The sequence below is a fragment of the Kineosphaera limosa NBRC 100340 genome, from assembly GCF_000298215.1.
Lineage (GTDB): Bacteria > Actinomycetota > Actinomycetes > Actinomycetales > Dermatophilaceae > Kineosphaera > Kineosphaera limosa.
This window is the reverse complement of record NZ_BAHD01000050.1, coordinates 36,820-52,605: the sequence shown is the minus strand read 5'-3', so window position 1 is coordinate 52,605 and position 15,786 is coordinate 36,820. Positions and strand designations below refer to the sequence as shown.

The 15,786-nt window shown below is 70.0% G+C and carries 13 protein-coding genes and 1 pseudogene; 4 read left to right on the top strand and 10 right to left on the bottom strand.

Annotated elements, in window-relative coordinates:
* The 4 genes from KILIM_RS14115 to KILIM_RS14100 all read left to right on the top strand — a co-directional run.
* Nucleotides 1–1,015: HNH endonuclease signature motif containing protein (locus tag KILIM_RS14115; RefSeq protein WP_006593391.1), on the top strand; the 1,015-nt coding region annotated here is incomplete at its 5' end.
* Nucleotides 1,016–1,145: 130 nt separating this feature from the next.
* Nucleotides 1,146–2,102, top strand: a complete 957-nt coding sequence (locus KILIM_RS14110; protein ID WP_006593390.1) for a cation diffusion facilitator family transporter — start codon at nt 1,146–1,148, stop codon at nt 2,100–2,102.
* A 131-nt stretch (nt 2,103–2,233) separates the two neighbouring features.
* The gene (locus KILIM_RS14105; protein ID WP_051988798.1) at nt 2,234–3,724 is read left to right on the top strand and encodes a DUF1800 domain-containing protein; all 1,491 of its coding nucleotides are present in this window, start codon (nt 2,234–2,236) and stop codon (nt 3,722–3,724) included.
* A gap of 13 nt (nt 3,725–3,737) precedes the next feature.
* Nucleotides 3,738–5,120, top strand: coding sequence for a DUF1501 domain-containing protein (locus KILIM_RS14100; protein ID WP_006593388.1), 1,383 nt, complete (start codon nt 3,738–3,740; stop codon nt 5,118–5,120).
* A gap of 46 nt (nt 5,121–5,166) precedes the next feature.
* Here the strand turns inward: KILIM_RS14100 and KILIM_RS24060 are convergent, their stop codons facing one another.
* The 10 genes and pseudogenes from KILIM_RS24060 to KILIM_RS14055 all read right to left on the bottom strand — a co-directional run.
* Nucleotides 5,167–5,742, bottom strand: a complete 576-nt coding sequence (locus KILIM_RS24060) for a hypothetical protein (RefSeq protein ID WP_006593387.1) — start codon at nt 5,740–5,742, stop codon at nt 5,167–5,169.
* The gene (locus tag KILIM_RS14095; protein ID WP_006593386.1) at nt 5,732–6,097 is read right to left on the bottom strand and encodes a helix-turn-helix domain-containing protein; all 366 of its coding nucleotides are present in this window, start codon (nt 6,095–6,097) and stop codon (nt 5,732–5,734) included. Before KILIM_RS14095 ends, KILIM_RS24060 begins: the two co-directional genes overlap by 11 nt.
* Nucleotides 6,098–6,237: 140 nt before the next feature.
* Nucleotides 6,238–6,663 carry a nucleoside-diphosphate kinase gene (gene ndk / locus KILIM_RS14090; protein ID WP_006593385.1) on the bottom strand — a complete coding sequence of 142 codons (426 nt, stop codon included), beginning with the start codon at nt 6,661–6,663 and terminating at the stop codon, nt 6,238–6,240.
* A gap of 9 nt (nt 6,664–6,672) precedes the next feature.
* Complete coding sequence (locus KILIM_RS14085) at nt 6,673–7,092, bottom strand: DUF4233 domain-containing protein (RefSeq protein ID WP_006593384.1); 420 nt, start codon at nt 7,090–7,092, stop codon at nt 6,673–6,675.
* Nucleotides 7,089–8,453 (bottom strand): bifunctional folylpolyglutamate synthase/dihydrofolate synthase, encoded by a 1,365-nt coding sequence (locus KILIM_RS14080; RefSeq protein WP_006593383.1) that lies wholly within the window; start codon nt 8,451–8,453, stop codon nt 7,089–7,091. The genes KILIM_RS14085 and KILIM_RS14080 overlap by 4 nt, the downstream gene beginning before the upstream one ends.
* Nucleotides 8,454–8,528: 75 nt before the next feature.
* Entirely contained in the window at nt 8,529–9,017 is a 489-nt protein-coding gene (locus KILIM_RS14075) for a GNAT family N-acetyltransferase (RefSeq protein ID WP_006593382.1), read from the bottom strand.
* Entirely contained in the window at nt 9,014–12,385 is a 3,372-nt protein-coding gene (gene ileS, locus KILIM_RS14070; RefSeq protein ID WP_006593381.1) for an isoleucine--tRNA ligase, read from the bottom strand. Before ileS ends, KILIM_RS14075 begins: the two co-directional genes overlap by 4 nt.
* Before the next feature lie 325 nt (nt 12,386–12,710).
* The gene (gene phaZ / locus KILIM_RS14065) at nt 12,711–13,589 is read right to left on the bottom strand and encodes a poly(3-hydroxyalkanoate) depolymerase (RefSeq protein WP_255247659.1); all 879 of its coding nucleotides are present in this window, start codon (nt 13,587–13,589) and stop codon (nt 12,711–12,713) included.
* Entirely contained in the window at nt 13,570–14,067 is a 498-nt protein-coding gene (locus KILIM_RS14060; protein WP_255247662.1) for an acyl-CoA dehydrogenase family protein, read from the bottom strand. The genes phaZ and KILIM_RS14060 overlap by 20 nt, the downstream gene beginning before the upstream one ends.
* A 286-nt stretch (nt 14,068–14,353) precedes the next feature.
* Nucleotides 14,354–15,757 (bottom strand): annotated as a pseudogene (locus KILIM_RS14055) (PHA/PHB synthase family protein); the annotation flags it as partial.
* Nucleotides 15,758–15,786: the final 29 nt, after the last annotated feature.

Sequence of the window (15,786 nt, the reverse complement as noted above, 5' to 3'; positions counted from 1 at the left end):
GACCGGGATGTTCGAGTCCAAGATCGTGATGGACCCGGTCAATGAGGCCGTGTTCAGCGCCGCCCTGCACGCCCTGTCCAAGCCGCACGTCGACCCAGACACCGGCGAGCACGACCCCCGCACGCCCGGCACGCGGCGCCTGGACGCGCTGGTCACGATGGCCAAACACGCCACGACCCCGGACAAGACCGTCCGCGGCAGCGGGGCCGCCGCACGGATCATCGTCACGATCCCCCTGGCCGACCTCGTCGGCGGCGTCCGCAAGACCAGCCTCGCCGAACAACTCGGCCTCTTTCCTTCACAGGATGAGCAGGCGACCGACCTCGAGCCTGACGGGTGCGCGGCAGGCCAAAAGATGCACGCTGGCAGCGACGGCCCCTGCTGCGGCGGGACGCAGGAGTTGACGACCCACGGGACCGGCGCCGGTGTGCTCGCATCCGGGACGCTCGGGCACCACACGATCCGCTCCAGCGTCGCCGGGTGCGGCACCACCCGGTTCGGGCAGGTGCTCTCGCCCGCGGACGTGCGGATGCTGGCCTGCGACGCCCAGATCATTCCGGCCGTGCTCGGGACCCGCAGCGAACTCCTCGACCTGGGCCACGCGCACCGGCTCGCCAAGCCCGGGCTCGTCACGGCCCTGGAGCTGCGGGACAAGACGTGCACCTACCCCGGGTGCCGAATACCGGCCGCCTGGACCGACAAACACCACCTTCAACACTGGGCCAACGGCGGACCCACCACCGAATGGAACATGGCGTGCGCCTGCCGCCATCACCACACCGTCATCCACCGCCACGGTCACATCGGCACCGTCACGCCCTCCGGCGTGCACTGGACCCGCGCCGACGGCACACCAATCGGCAACCAACCGCGACCCGCCACCGACGCCAGTGACGGCGACGCGAACAGCCACCGGCCCAGCCACGACCACCGCGGCGACGGCGGTGGCGGCGGTGGCGGTGACCTGCCCGAACGCGAGACCCTGCCGAGCGAGCAGCTCACCTTCGCCACGTAGACGGGTGCCGAAGAAGCCGCCAACGCACGACCCCGCGTGATCAAGCAGCGGCCGAAATCGGTGCTCCACCACATCTGAATGGGTGCCCCCGTCGGCAGCAGACCCCGGGGGCACCGGCGAGAATCGGGCCATGCGTACCGAACAGCAGGCGCTGCGGACCTCCCTGGTCGTCGTCCTCGTGCTCGCGGCGCTCGGGGTGAGCTTCGGCATCATGTCCGGCTCGTTCGCGATCATCTTCGACGGAGTGTTCTCCCTCGTCGACGCCTTCATGTCCATCGTGTCGATCGTCGTCGCCGGGCTCATCACCCGCTCCGCGGCCAACCAGCTGTCGCGGCGCACGCAGGAACGCTTCAACATGGGCTTCTGGCACTTCGAGCCGATGATCCTGGCCCTCAACGGGCTGGTCATGCTGGCGGTCATCGCCTACGGCATGGCGCAGGCGATCTCAGCGATCGTCAGCGGCGGACGCGACATCGAGTTCGGCCCGGCGATCGCCTACGCGGCGATCGTGCTGGTACTCACAGCGACCTTCGGCCTCATCGAACATCGGGCGACCAAGCGGATCGGGTCCGCACTCGTGGCCATGGACGTCAAAGGCTGGCTCATGGCCGGCGGAGTCACCGGCGCGCTGCTCCTCGCGTTCATCGTCGGCTGGTTCATCGACGGAACCTCGGCCGAATGGCTCATGCCGTACGTCGACCCGGCGGTCCTCATCCTCGTGTCCCTCGCCCTGCTGCCCGCGCCGATCCCGATGCTGCGCCAGGCGCTGTCCGAGATCGCCCTCGTCGCCCCGCCGGAGTTGCGAGAGGCGGCGCAGCGGGTCGCCGCCGAGATCGGCGAGGAGCACGGGATCCCGGAGCAGCGCGTCTACGTCGCCCAACTGGGCCGCGGCAAGACCGTCGACATCGTCTTCCACGCCCCGCCCGACCTCCCGCCGCGGGCCCTGTCCGAATGGGACGCCATCCGCGCCCAAATCCGCGACCGCCTCGCCGGCGACGACCCGCACTACTGGCTCACCATCACGTTCACCAACCTCCCACCCGCCGACGCAGCGTCGCCCGTGACCCTCCCCAGCGACGCGACATAACGCGTCCCGCGGCCCGACGCCCATCGACCGGAGGGGTCCGGCCCGGCCCCTCAGAAGCTGCGCCGCGCTGCCGACCGGTACCTGACGGCGTGCGTAAGGCGCCGCCCCAGCCGCACTACCGGGGGGAACGCGTGGCCACCGCTCGACCCAAGACCGCGAAGTCTCCGCTGGCGCCAGGGCTCACACTGACCGTCGACCCCGCCTGGCATCTGGCCCGTCGGGCCACCCACGCCGCCACCGCCGCGCAGGCCGCAACGATCCGCCGCGCCGGCACGACGAAGTGGATCGACACCCAACTCGCCCCCGCCCGCATCGACGACGGGCCGACGGAACGCTTCGTCAACAGCACCTTCCGCGTCACGACGCTGGACCTGCCCGGCATCCGCGCCTTCACCGGCAACAAGCTGTGGGAATCGACCCCCTCCCTCGAACGAGCCACCGCCTGGCGGCAACTGACGACCCGCCGCCCCCTGCTCGAGAAGCTCGTCGAGATGTGGCACGACCACCTGCACATCGCGCTCCGCGACGACAACGTGGCTGGGTGGCTGTGCGTCTACGACCGCGAGGTCATCCGCCCCCGCGCCCTCGGCCGGTTCGCCGACCTGCTCTACGCCGCGACCACCCACCCCGCGATGCTGCGCTACCTGGACAACGCCGGCTCCACCGCCGCCGCCCCCGCCGAGAACCTGGCCCGCGAGTTTCTCGAACTGCACACCGTCGGCACCGGCGTCTACCGCGAGCGCGACGTCAAAGACATGGCCAAGCTGCTCACCGGCTTCTCCGTCGACGAGCGCAGCGGCACGTTCGTCTACCGGCCGACCGTGCACGCCGTCGGTCCGTTGAGCATCGTCGGGGTGCGCCTGGCCAACGCCTCCCCCGGAGCCGGACCGGCCGACCTGCGCACTCTCGTCGAACGCCTCGCAGTGCACCCGGCGACCGTCAAGAACGTCGTGACCCGCCTGGCCCGACGGTTCGTCGCCGACGCCCCACCCGCCTCCCTTATCTCCCGGCTGACCAGCGCCTATCTGGCTAGCGGCACCCGGATCGCGCCGGTCGTGCGCACGCTGCTGCTGAGCCCGGAGTTCGCCGGCTCTACCGGGCGCAAGTGGGCGCGGCCGCAGGAGCTCATCGCCGCCGCCTTCGCCGCCGGCGGCCCCCGGTACATCAAGCCCAAGGACGCCGACCCGTGGGCGCCCATGGGCACCTACCTGTGGCTGCTCGACACCCTCGGGCATCTGCCGATGGACCACCCGGACCCCTCCGGCTACCCCGACACCGCCGCCGCCTGGCTGAACCCCGGCGCGCTGCTGGCCCGCTGGAACGCCGCCGAGGCGATCGCCGGACGCTGGGACAAGACGCTGCCGACCCGGCCGTGGGCCACGGCCATCGGGCTGACCACCGCGCAGACCTACGCCCAGGCCGCGACCCGGCTCGTCACCCAGCTCACCGGGTACTCCCCCGCCGCCGCCGACCGCGACGCGATTGCCACCTTCCTGGCCGACCCCAGCGGCCGCCGCGGCACCCCGCCCGCGACCGCGCGGGTCTCCGCCGACGCGCTGCGCTGGCACCTCGACCAGAGCGTGCGGCTCGTGCTCGCCTCCCCGTACATGTCCTTGCGCTGATGGGAGCCCCGTGATGAAGGACCCGCACCTGTGGCGCCTGTCCGACGACATCGTGCCGATGCACATGCACGACTCCGAGGAGGAGGTGCTCGTGCACGCCGCGCCCGACGGCTCCTGCGAGGTGCTCTCGAGCGCCCGGGAGGCCAGCGAGATCGCCGCCGCCGGCGCGTTGGCCGACGCCGACTGCCCGTCGGGGGTGACGCGCCGCACGGTGCTCGCGTCGATGGCGGCACTGGGTGCGTTGGGCGTCGTCTCGGGCACCCCGCGGTACGCGTTCGCGGCCACGCCGACCGCCCGGGACACGCTCGTGGTCATCTTCCTGCGCGGCGCCATCGACGGCCTGCAGGTCGTCGTGCCCGTCGACGACCCGGACTATCGACGCGCCCGGCCGGGGCTCGCGATCCGACCCGAGGACGCGCTGCCCGTCGCCGACGGATTCGGGCTGCACCCAGCCACGCGGCCGCTCCTGCCGATGTGGCAGGCCGGGCAGCTCGCGGTCGTCAACGCGGTCGGCAACCCGAAGGCCACGCGGTCGCACTTCGACTCCCAGCTCGACATGGAGCGGGCCGCCCCGGCGGCGGTGCGCAGCGGCTGGTTGGGGCGGCATCTTGCGGCGACCTCGCGGAGCACGGAGTTGGTGCGGGCGGTGACCGTCGGTTCGCGAGCCGCGGTGTCGGCCGCCGGGTTTCCCACGGCGTCGTTCAGCGGCGACCTCGAGAACTTCGACGTGTGGAGCTGGGAGGGGTATCGCGGCGGGGTACACAAAACCCTCGACCGGTTGCACCGCAGCGCCGGCGGGGCGTTGGCGGCGGACGCCAGCAAGGCGGTCGCCGGGGTGGCGACGCTCGCGCGGGCGCGCGCGACGAAGGCCGGTACCGCGCCCTATCCGGACGACGACTTCGGGCGGGGGCTGCGCGAAGTCGCCCGGGTCATCAAGGCCGGCGCACCCGTGGAGGCGGCCTGCCTGGACCTCGACGGCTGGGACCTGCACCGCAACCACGGCGGCCCGTTCGAAGAGTGGGGGCCGATGCGCCGCCTCGTCGACTCGTTCGCCCGCGGCCTGGCTGCGTTCCGCACCGACCTGGGCTCCCGTTGGGGCCGCACGACGGTCGTGACGCTCAGTGAGTTCGGCCGCCGCGTCGAGCAGAACTCCATCGGCGGCACCGACCACGGCCACGGCAACATCATGTTCGTCGCAGGCGGCAACGTCGTCGGCGGCCGCATCCACGGCCGCTGGCCGGGCCTCGCGTCATCCGCCCTGCTCGACGGCGACCTGGCGATCACCACGGACTACCGCGACGTCGTCGCCGAGATCGTCACCCGCCGCCTACGGACCCCCAACATCTCCGCTGTCTTCCCCGGTCACACGCCCAAACCCGTCGGCGTCATCCGCTGACCTCGCGCCGTGTCCTGTGTGGCCGGGTTGGAGAGGCCGCGCGCCCCTAAACAGGATCGCGGGCGGCCGATGCGGGCTCGGTACAGGCGGGATGTCGTAAAGATCGGCATGCGCTGCGAACAGCAGTGGATGTTGTCGGGCGATCGCGGCGTGAAACTGGCCATGTGTCGTTGGCGGCGCCACCTGGCGTTGCACGAAGAGATCGATCACCGATCGGTACGCTGCCCTGGCCAACCCACACGGACAGGAACAGATCGGGGTTGACTGCCGAGACCCCCACCTCCACCAGATCGGGCTCTGCGAAATCGTCCACGTCCTCGGTGACGAGAAAGCAGGCGCTGGCCGCTTCGGCGTCGGCGAGGATCTGCCGATCCGTAGCGCCGGTGGCACTAAAGCGACCGGCGATGGCGCCCGTTGGTCCAAGAACGCCCCCAAATCGCCGACGCACTGCAGCCGGAGAGATGGCGCGGGGCCGCATGTGCCGGTGGGCTTCCTGCTCGGCGGCACGGCTCCACACGGTGCGGAAACCACTGGGCGGACCGCCGACCATAAGTAGGGTGCGGGTGACGGGCTTGGCCAGGACGTTCGCGTCGAGAAAGACGCAGATCGGACTAGCGGTCACCGAACAGGTCTGCTGCGATCTCGTCCCGGGTTAGCTCCACCACATCGCCCATCGTGTCCCGCCAGAACCTCTCGTACTCCTCGAACGGGATCCGGTTTCGATTACCGACCTTCACCGCGCGCAACTCTCCGGCAGCGATCTTCCGCGAAATCGTCGATCGTGACACACCGAGGGCATCCGCCACCTGCGCCGGGGTCAGCATGCGCCGCTTCGAGGTCAGCGTCACGAGTTCGCCATCCGCAGCCGCTCTCTGCACATAATCGGCGATTTCTTCCAGCCAGTCCGGACGCACCTTGCCGTGCCCGGTGGAGGCGAGCACAACCTCCGGGGTGATGGTGATGCTGCGGGCGACCATGACTCCATCATACCTCGAGGTGCACACTCTGAGAAGCGTAAGTGTGCAAGCGCCGCACTCCGGGTGGAGCGCGCAGGATGAACCCTAGGCAGGCCCCGCGCTGGGGGCCGCAGCCGATGGGCCTGTCGGACGAGGAATCGTCAGCCGGCCAGGTCGGGGAACCAGATGCCGATCTCGCGCTGCGCGGAGTCGAGGGAGTCCGAGCCGTGCACGATGTTCTTCTGCACTCCGGGCCCCCAGTCGCGGCCGAGGTCGCCGCGGATGGTGCCGGGGGCGGCCTTGGTGGGGTCGGTGGCGCCGGCCAGCGAGCGGAAGCCCTCGATGCTGCGGTCGCCCTCGATGACTATGGCGGTCAGCGGGCCGGACGACATGAACTCCACCAGGCCGTCGTAGAACGACTTGCCCTCGTGCTCGGCGTAGTGACGAGCCAGCCGCTCGGGGTCCGCGGTGAGCACGGACAGGGCCACCAGCGTGTACCCCTTGGCCTCGATGCGGCGCAGCACCTCGCCGGTGAGACCCCGCGCGAATCCGTCGGGCTTGACGAGGACGAGAGAACGTTCGGTCATACCCTCACCTTATTCCTGCGGCCCGTCGGTGACGTAGGCATACGTGAGGTCGTCCAGCTTGCGGCCCTGCACGAGTGCGACGACCCACAGCCCGCCGAAGATGAACGTCACGGCTAGCATCGCCGGCAGCGCCAACGCGCTGAGCAGCGTGGCGATCTGGATGACCCAGCCGAGCAGAATCCCCAGCCGCATCCGCACCAGGCCGGCCACGACGACGCACGCCAGGGCCAACGTCAACCCGACGCCGAAGAACAACCCGGCCCGCTCCGGATCCTGCACGCCGAGCAGCGCTCGAGCACCGAACGCCGCGAACAGCAGGATCGGAGCCTGACCGGCCAGCACCACCGCGCACAGCCGGGCCGTCATCTTGCGCGGCACGGGTAGCAGCATGTGACCCGACAGCGGAGCCGCCACCGAGGCCGCGCTCACGACGTCTTTCCCAACAGCATCCGCACCTCCGCGGCGATGAACACCGACCCGGTGGCCACGACCCCGCCACCGACGCCCTCTTCGTCGGCCAGCTCACCGGCGCGATCCAGGGCGTCGGGCAGGTCGCGCACGACGTGCACGCGGTGCTCGCCGAAGAACTCGGTCGCCAAGGCGCCGAGCCGCTCGGGGTCCATGGCCCGCATCGATGTCGTGCGGGTGATGACGATCTCGTCGAACACCGGCTCGAGCAGCTCCAGCATGCCGTCGGCGTCCTTGTCGGCCATGCACGCGAACACCCCGATGGTGCGGCCGAACACGAACGAGTCGACCAGGGCCGCGATGAGCGAGCGCACCCCGGCGGGGTTGTGCGCCGCGTCGACGAGCACCGTGGGGCTGCGCCGCACGATCTCCAAGCGGCCCGGGGAGTCGAAGGCCGCGAAGGCCGCGCGCACGACCTCCTGCTCCAGCGGCTGCTCCCCGCCGCCGACGAACGCCTCCACCGCGCACAGCGCCAGCAGCGCGTTATGCGCCTGATGCACCCCGTGCAGCGGCAGAAACAGGTCGGGGTAGTCGGCCGCCAGGCCCCGCAGGCTCACCTGCTGACCGCCGATGGCGACGTCGCGGGCCAGCACCGCCGGCCCTCCTCCCTCTCCGGAGGCGGTGGTGTCGAAGACGAGGGCCGCGCCCACCTCCGCGCAGCGTTCCCGCAGCAGTTCGGCGACGCCGAGGTCCTGGGCGGCGCTGAGCACGAGAGCGCCGGGCTTGATGATGCCGGCCTTCTCCCCCGCGATGTCTTCCAGTTCGGAGCCCAGGTAGCGCTCGTGGTCCAGCCCGATCGGCCCGATGACCGCGACGCTCGCGTCCGCGACATTCGTGGCGTCCCACTGCCCGCCCATGCCCACCTCGACGACCGCGACGTCGACGGGCGCGTCGGCGAAGGCCGCATAGGCCATGACGACGAGCACCTCGAAGAACGAGAACCGACCCAACCCGTCGGCGACACACCGCTCCTCGGTGAGCGCCAGCAGCGGCGCGACCTCGTCGTAGGTGTCGACGAAGCGTTCCCCCGAGATCGGCTCACCCGAGAGCACGATCCGCTCGCGGATGTCGTGCAGGTGCGGCGAGGTGAACCGCCCCGTGCGCAGGTTCAGCTCCAGCAGTAGGCGCTCGACCATTCGGGCCATGGTCGTCTTGCCGTTGGTGCCGGTGATGTGGACGAGGGGGAACGTGGATTGCGGGTCGCCGAGCAGCTCCAGCAGGGCCTGGGTGCGGGCCAGCGTCGGATCGATGTCGTGCTCGGGGGCGCGGGAGACGATCTCCTCCTCGACCTCACGCAACCGTTTACGAACGGACAGGTCCATGAACTTCCTTGTCGTCGTCACTAACTCCAAAAGTCACCACACATTTCTATGCGGTGCAGCGCGGACGGCGCCGCCTCACGTCGGGTCGCGGCGCATCCAGACCAGGTCCGGCATGTCGGTCTGCGGCTCGCGGTGGTCCTCGACGAAACCCACCGACCGGGTGAACCTCGCGGCCGAGTCGTTGCCGGCCGCGAACGACATGAAGGTCGGCTGATGTCCGATGCGCTCGAGGACCGCACCGAGCAGCTGCCCGCCCACGCCGCGACCCTGCCAGTCGGGCAGCACGTACAGCTTCCAGACGATCTGGCGACCCTCGAGCGGACCGTAGCTGGCCATGCCGACGACCTCGTCACCGGCCTGCGCGACCATCGTGCGCCCTGCCCGAATCGAGGGGATGCAGGCATCCTTCGTCCACCACTTGTCGAGGAAGAGTGGCACGAAATCGGGGTCGTAAAGCTCGCCGTTGGTTGCGGGCCACGTCCGACGACCGATCTCGACGACCGCGTCGAGATCGTTGCCGTCGGCCTCGCGGACCCGGATCATTGCCCGGTTGTCGCTGTTCACCGCTTCGTCACCACCACCCGAATGTCTCGCCCGTCACCGACGACGGCGCTGCTGCCCTGTTCTGCCGGCAGTGCGGCGAGGTCGGCCGCGGCGCCGAACTGCACGGCCAGAGTCTCGGTCATGATGAGCCGCTCGTGCGTCAGACACGCCCGGTACACATCGTCGTCACCGAGGATTGTCAGGCCGATGCGATCGGAGACATCGAGATCGGCCTCCTTGCGGGCCTGCTGCACCGCGCGCACGATGTCGCGGGCCAGGCCCTCGGTGGCCAACTCGGGAGTGACGCAGGTGTCGAGCACCACGAACCCGCCGCCGCTGCTCATCGGCAGCATCGCCGTCGCCTGCTCACCGGCGCCCGGCAGCGCCGCGTCGACCACGGTCTCCAGGGTGTACTCCCCCTCGACCAGGGTCAGCCCACCGGCGACCACCTGACCGTCGCCGTCGACGCTCCAGTCGCCGGACTTGGCCCCCTTGATCGCCACCTGCACGTCGCGGCCCAGGCGCGGGCCGGCCGCGCGCGCGTTGACGCTGAGCCGCTGGGAGACCCCGAACTCGGCCTGCGCGGCGTCGGTCAGCTCGACGAGCGCGACATCCTTGACGTTGAGCTCGTCCGCGATGATCGCGCTGAAGTCGGCCAGGCCCGCCGCGTCGGGCGCCACGACCGTCAGGCGGGCCAACGGCAGCCGCACCCGCAGGTTCTTGGCCTTGCGCAGGCTGGAGCCCACCGAGCACACGGCCCGCGCGCGGTCCATGGCCAGCACCAACTCGTGATCGGCGGGCAGATCCTGGGCCACGGGCCAGTCGGTCAGGTGCACCGATCGGCCTCCGGTCAACCCCCGCCAGATCTGCTCGGTCGTCAGCGGCAGCAGCGGCGCCGCCACCCGACAGAGCACCTCCAGCGTGGTGTACAGCGTGTCGAAGGCGTACGAGACCGACTCGTTGCTGGCGTCGCTGGTGTCCCAGAAGCGGTCGCGGCTGCGGCGCACGTACCAGTTGGTGAGAACGTCGAGAAAGGCGCGGATGAGGTCGCAGGCGCCGGCGATGTCGTAGCCGTCCATCGCGGCCGTGACGTCGTCGACCAGCTCGCGCAGCTTGGCCAGCAGGTAGCGGTCGAGCACGTCCTGGCTGGCGGTCGACCACTTTGCCTCGACGCCGTGACCGCCGTCGGCGGCGTTGGCGTACAGGGTGAAGAAGTACCAGGTGCTCCACAGCGGCAGCAAGGCCTGGCGCACGCCTTCGCGGATGCCCTGCTCGGTGACCACGAGGTTGCCGCCGCGCAGGATCGGGGACTGCATGAGAAACCAGCGCATCGCGTCGGCGCCGTCGCGGTCGAAGACCTCGGTGACGTCAGGGTAGTTGCGCAGCGACTTGCTCATCTTCTGGCCGTCGTTACCCAGCACGATGCCGTGGCTGATGCACGACTCGAACGCGGGCCGGTCGAAGAGCGCGGTCGCCAGGATGTGCATCGTGTAGAACCAGCCGCGGGTCTGCCCGATGTACTCGACGATGAAGTCGGCCGGGAAGTGGTGCTCGAACCAGTCGGCCTTCTCGAACGGGTAGTGCACCTGGGCGTAGCTCATCGAGCCGGAGTCGAACCACACGTCGAGCACGTCCTCGACGCGGCGCATCGTGGACTGACCCGTCGGGTCGTCGGGATTGGGCCGGGTCAGCTCGTCGACGAACGGGCGGTGCAGGTCGACGTTGCCGTCACGGTCGCGGGGCAGCTCGCCGAAGTCGGCCTCGAGCTGGGCCAGCGAACCGTAGACGTCGATCCGCGGGTACTCGGCGTTGTCGCTGCGCCACACCGGGATCGGGCTGCCCCAGAAGCGGTTGCGGGAGATCGACCAGTCGCGGGCGTTCTCCAGCCACTTGCCGAACTGGCCGTACTTGACGTGCTCGGGCACCCACGTGATGTCTTCGTTGGTGCGCAGCATGTCGTTCTTGAACTTCGTGACCTCGACGAACCAGCTGCTCACGCCCTTGTAGATCAGCGGCTCGCGGCAGCGCCAGCAGTGCGGGTAGGAGTGGTCGTAGGTCTCGCGGCGCAGCAGCACCGTGCCCTCGGTGATGCTGCCCTGGTCGTGCTGCTCGGCGCCCGGGGCCTGGTTGCGGGTCGCGGCCTTGAGGTGGTCGATGATCGGGGCGTTCGCGTCGAAGACGAGCATCCCCTCGTACTCCGCAACCGGCGCGGTGAAGCGGCCGTCGGGCCCGACCGGCATGACGGCCTCGATGCCCTCCCGGTCGGTGACGACCTTGTCGTCCTCACCGAACGCACCCGCCGTGTGCACGAGCCCCGAACCGTCGGTGGTCGTGACGAACTCGGCGACGACGAACCGGTGCGCGTTCTCCCACCCGACGTAGTAGTCGAACGGCGGGAGATAGCGGCGGCCAGCGAGCTGGGCGCCGGTGTAGCGGGCGATCTCCTTGGGATTCTCGCCGAGTTCGCGGGCGTAGGCGGCCAGCCGAGGCTCGGCGAGCAGGTAGCGCTCGGTGTTGCCGGTGACGTCGGACTCGACGAGCACGTACTCGATGTCCTCGCCGACCATGATCGCGAGGTTCGAGGGCAGGGTCCACGGGGTCGTCGTCCAGATGAGGGCGAGGGCGCCGGCCAGCGGATCGTCGGTCAGCCCCTCTTCGGGCAGGATGCGCAGGCCGACGGTGACCGCCGGGTCCTGGCGCACCTGGTAGACCTCGTCGTCCATCCGCAGCTCGTGGTTGGACAGCGGAGTCTGGTCGTTCCAGCAGTAGGGCAGCACGCGGAAGCCCTCGTAGACCAGGCCCTTGTCGTAGAGGCTCTTGAAAGCCCACAACACCGACTCCATGAACTCGACGTTCAGGGTCTTGTAGTCGTTCTCGAAGTCGACCCAGCGCGCCTGGCGGGTGACATAGTCCTGCCATTCGTCGGTGTATTTCAGCACCGACTCGCGACACTTGGCGTTGAAGGCCTCGATGCCCAGGTCGAGGATCTCCTCTTTGGTCTTGATGCCGAGTTGGGCCATCGCCTCCAGCTCGGCGGGCAGACCGTGGGTGTCCCAGCCGAACCGCCGCTCGACCCGCTTGCCGCGCATCGTCTGATAGCGCGGCACCACGTCCTTGACGTACCCGGTGAGCAGGTGGCCGTAGTGGGGCAGGCCGTTGGCGAAGGGCGGTCCGTCGTAGAAGACGAACTCGTTGTCGCCGTTCTCCCCCGCCGGCCGGGCCTGCACAGAGGCCCGGAACGTGTCGTCGGCCTCCCAGTACGCGAGCACGTCGCGTTCGATCTGCGGGAAGCGCGGGCTGGCGGGGACGCCGAACGCGGCGCCGGGCACGCCGTTGCTCTGCTGGGCGTCGGCATTCGACGAGGGCGCGCTGACCTTGGGGTAGATCATCGGAGGTGGTGCTCCTGGAGGCTCGTGACGGGCGGGACTACTCACACGAGGACGACGCCCTGCCCGGTCGGGCTACGCCGCGGTACCACCTCGCTTGCCGGGCGCTCTGGCTGTCGCCAGGGTCGCGCCGACCGCTCGTCGCAGGCTGTGACGGGCCCTCCCGTCCGGTTCTACTGAGCCCCCGCGAGGCGCGGACCGTTCTTCCGGAGGCTCGCCGGTGATAGCCGGGTCGATGCCTTGTGTCCCCAGTCTACGGCCCCGCGCAAGTCCGCCGCACGGGCGAGCGGCGGACGGGACGCGCGGGGCAGTCCTGATCAGTCCGGGATCAGTCCGCGGCCTCGAGAAACTCGGACACCAGCGGCGCCAATTCCTGGGCGGACGTGATCAGCCCGAGGTGCCCGTCGTCGTAGAGGTGCAGACGCGCGTGCGGCAGCAGCGTGTGCATCAGCCGTGCGTTGGCCACCGGGATCAGCGGGTCGTCGACTCCGGCGAGGATGAGGGCCTGCTGCCGGATCAGCGGCAGCGCAGGCAGGCTGCTCCACCCCACACCGGCCAGGAGTTGATAGAGGTAGACCCGACCCGACCCGACCCGGGACTGGTCGTGCATCAACGTGGCAGCCCGCTCCGGGCGATTGCGCATCCGCCCGCCGTAGAGCTGCGCCGCGACCGACCCAGCGTAGGCCGGGTCGCGGTACCGACGTCCGGTGAGCATCAGGGCCAGAACGCGCGGGTGGGCCGGCACCATGAGCATGCCGGTGCCCGTGCTGACCAGGACCACGCGCCGACAGCGCCGCGGATTCTGAAAGGCGAGTTGTTGGGCCAGACCGCCGCCCCACGAGATGCCCAGCACGTCGAATCGGTCGTAGTCGAGACGATCCAGGAGCCGGGTCACGAACGCGCTCAGCACCGCGAAGGTGTACGGCAACGCCGGCGTCGGCGACCCTCCGACGCCGGGCACGTCGAAGCGGATCACCTCGATCGCGGGGTCCAGCCGGTCGACGAACGGGTCGAGCAGGTCGAGGCCGGCGCCGATCCCGTTGCAGATCAGCAGAGGTGGCCCGGTGCCGGTGCCCGGGCGGATCGAAATCCGCACCTGCTGGCCGAGCAGCCGCACCCACTCGACGTGGCCGTGCGGGTGACCGTGACCGTGCGGGTGACCGTGACCGTGTGCCTGCCCAGGGCGCTCACACGAAGGCGCCGACACCGGTGATGTCCCGTCCCACGATGAGCGTCTGGATGTTGGCGGTTCCCTCATAGGTGTGCAGAGCCTCCATGTCCGCCATGTGGCGCATCACGTGGAAGTCGAGGAGGATCCCGTTGCCGCCCAACAGGTCTCGCGCCTCGGCGACCACCATGCGCGCCTTGCGGGTGTTGTTCATCTTGGCGATCGCCGAGACGGTGTCGGTGAGCCGATCCTCCTCGATCAACCGCCCGAGCCGGAGGCAGAACAGCTGCATGGAACAGACCTCGGCGAGCATCTTGACCAGGGAGTCCTGCACCAGTTGGAAGCCGACGAGCGGCTTGCCGAACTGCTGCCGCTGCTCGCAGTAGGACAGGGCGATGTCGTAGGCGGCGGTGGCGTGCCCGAGGGCGGCCCACGCGACGGCATTGCGGGTGCCGGCAAGGACGCGCGCCGTGTCCCGAAAACTGCGCGCTGCCGGAAGCCGGTTCGCTTCGGGCACTTCGACGCCGGTCAGGGTGATGTGGGCCTGCCAGACCGAACGCAGCGACACTTTGCCGTCGACGCGCGTAGGTGCCGGGCGCCTCGTCCAATACGGTCAGCCGCGTGCCGCCGAGCGACGTCGGGGCATCCGTGAGGGGTCCGCAGCGCGTCGCCAGCCACTGCGACACATCCGTCCACCACGAGCCTGACTCCTTCTGCGCGCCCGCGAGCCAGCGCTGCGGATCGGCACTCAGGGAGTCGTTGACGTGGTAGCTCGACTTCGGGTTGCCCGGCGGGTTGACCAGCGCCGCCACGTGTCCGCTGTTCGAGAGCACGAATCGCGTCGTGCCGCCCAGCAGTCCGGTGGTGCGGTAGCAGTTCTGCCACGGGGTGATGTGGTCGGCGATGCCGGCCACCACATAGGAGTCGACCGTGATCTGGGCGAGGTCGATGGGGACCCCGAGGACGGTCACCCCGCCCGCGCGGGTGAGCGCGTTCGCCTGGGCCAGGTCGAGGAAGTCGGCGTGCAGGGCGGCGCTCATCCGGGTGGTGTCGGCATTCCAGAACAGGATGTCGAAGGACGGCGGCCGCTTGCCGAGCAGGTAGTTGTTGACCCAGTAGTTCCAGATCAGGTCACGCGGACGCAGCCAGGCGAACATCTCCGCGAGCGAGCGTCCGTCGAGGTAGCCCACGTCGGCCGACCGGCGCTTGGCCTGAGCCAGCAGGTGCGGGTTGGCGAAGGCCGAGACCGTTCCGGCTCCCGCTTGGTCGATGACCGTCACGGCCAGAAACAGGGCGGCAAGCCGGTCCTGCCGACCGACCGCGGCCAGGTAGCCCGCGACCGACGTCGCGAGGATGCCGCCGGAGCACAAGCCGCCGAGCACCGTGGCGGCCGATCCGGTGATCTCCTCGACGGCATCTAGTCCGTCGAGGATCGCGCGGGCGTAGGTGTCGAACCCCCAGTCGGCGTGCCGCGCGTCGGGATTGCGCCACGACATGACGAACATCTGCCGACCCTCCTGCAGGCCGTGCTCGATCATGCTGCGGCCCGGGGCGAGGTCGATGGCGTAGTACTTGTTGATCGTCGGGGGGACGATGAGCATCGGCACTTGATAGACCTGCTCGGTCTGCGGGGTGTACTGGATCAACTCGAAGACATCGGTGCGCAGCACGACGGCCCCGGGGGTCGCCGCGATGTTCTCGCCGACCTCGAAGCCGGTGACATCGACCATCTCCGGTACCCGCGGCGCGGTCGCCAGATCGGTCGCGAGTTGCTTGCCCCCGCGGACCAGGCTCAACCCGGCCGTGTCGATCGCGGCCTTCGCCGAGGCCGGGTTCACCAGCGGCACATTGCTCGGCGAGCAGGCCTCGACGACGTTCTCCAGGAAGAAGCGCACCCGCTTGCGGTCCCGCGGGTTCAGGTCGGCGGCATCGACGAGGTCGTCGATGGTCGCGCCGGTACTGAGGTAGACCTGCACGAGCCGTCGGAGCACGGGATTCTGCGTCCAGCCCGAGTCGGTGAACCGGCGGTCCCCACGCGGCGGGGCCACGCTCGACGTGCCGACGAGGATGCGCGCCGACTCGGTACCCAAGTCGCGCAGCCGGCGGGCCGTCACCACCGGTCGACCCGCCAGGGAGGCCGCCCAACGTGCCGTGGAGGCGCCGGGCAGCAGGTTGCGCAGCGGCCCCAGGGCGGCCGTCACGAGCATGCTGTCGAGCGAATCGGAATGCTCCAGCA

Bases quoted from the DNA above. Each gene is read 5' to 3' on its own strand.
- KILIM_RS14110 (WP_006593390.1), top strand. From the start codon at position 1,146: ATGCGTACCGAACAGCAGGCGCTGCGGACCTCCCTGGTCGTCGTCCTC.
- KILIM_RS14100 (WP_006593388.1), top strand. From the start codon at position 3,738: ATGAAGGACCCGCACCTGTGGCGCCTGTCCGACGACATCGTGCCGATG.
- KILIM_RS14095 (WP_006593386.1), bottom strand. From the start codon at position 6,097: ATGGTCGCCCGCAGCATCACCATCACCCCGGAGGTTGTGCTCGCCTCC.
- ndk (WP_006593385.1), bottom strand. From the start codon at position 6,663: ATGACCGAACGTTCTCTCGTCCTCGTCAAGCCCGACGGATTCGCGCGG.
- KILIM_RS14080 (WP_006593383.1), bottom strand. From the start codon at position 8,453: ATGGACCTGTCCGTTCGTAAACGGTTGCGTGAGGTCGAGGAGGAGATC.
- ileS (WP_006593381.1), bottom strand. From the start codon at position 12,385: ATGATCTACCCCAAGGTCAGCGCGCCCTCGTCGAATGCCGACGCCCAG.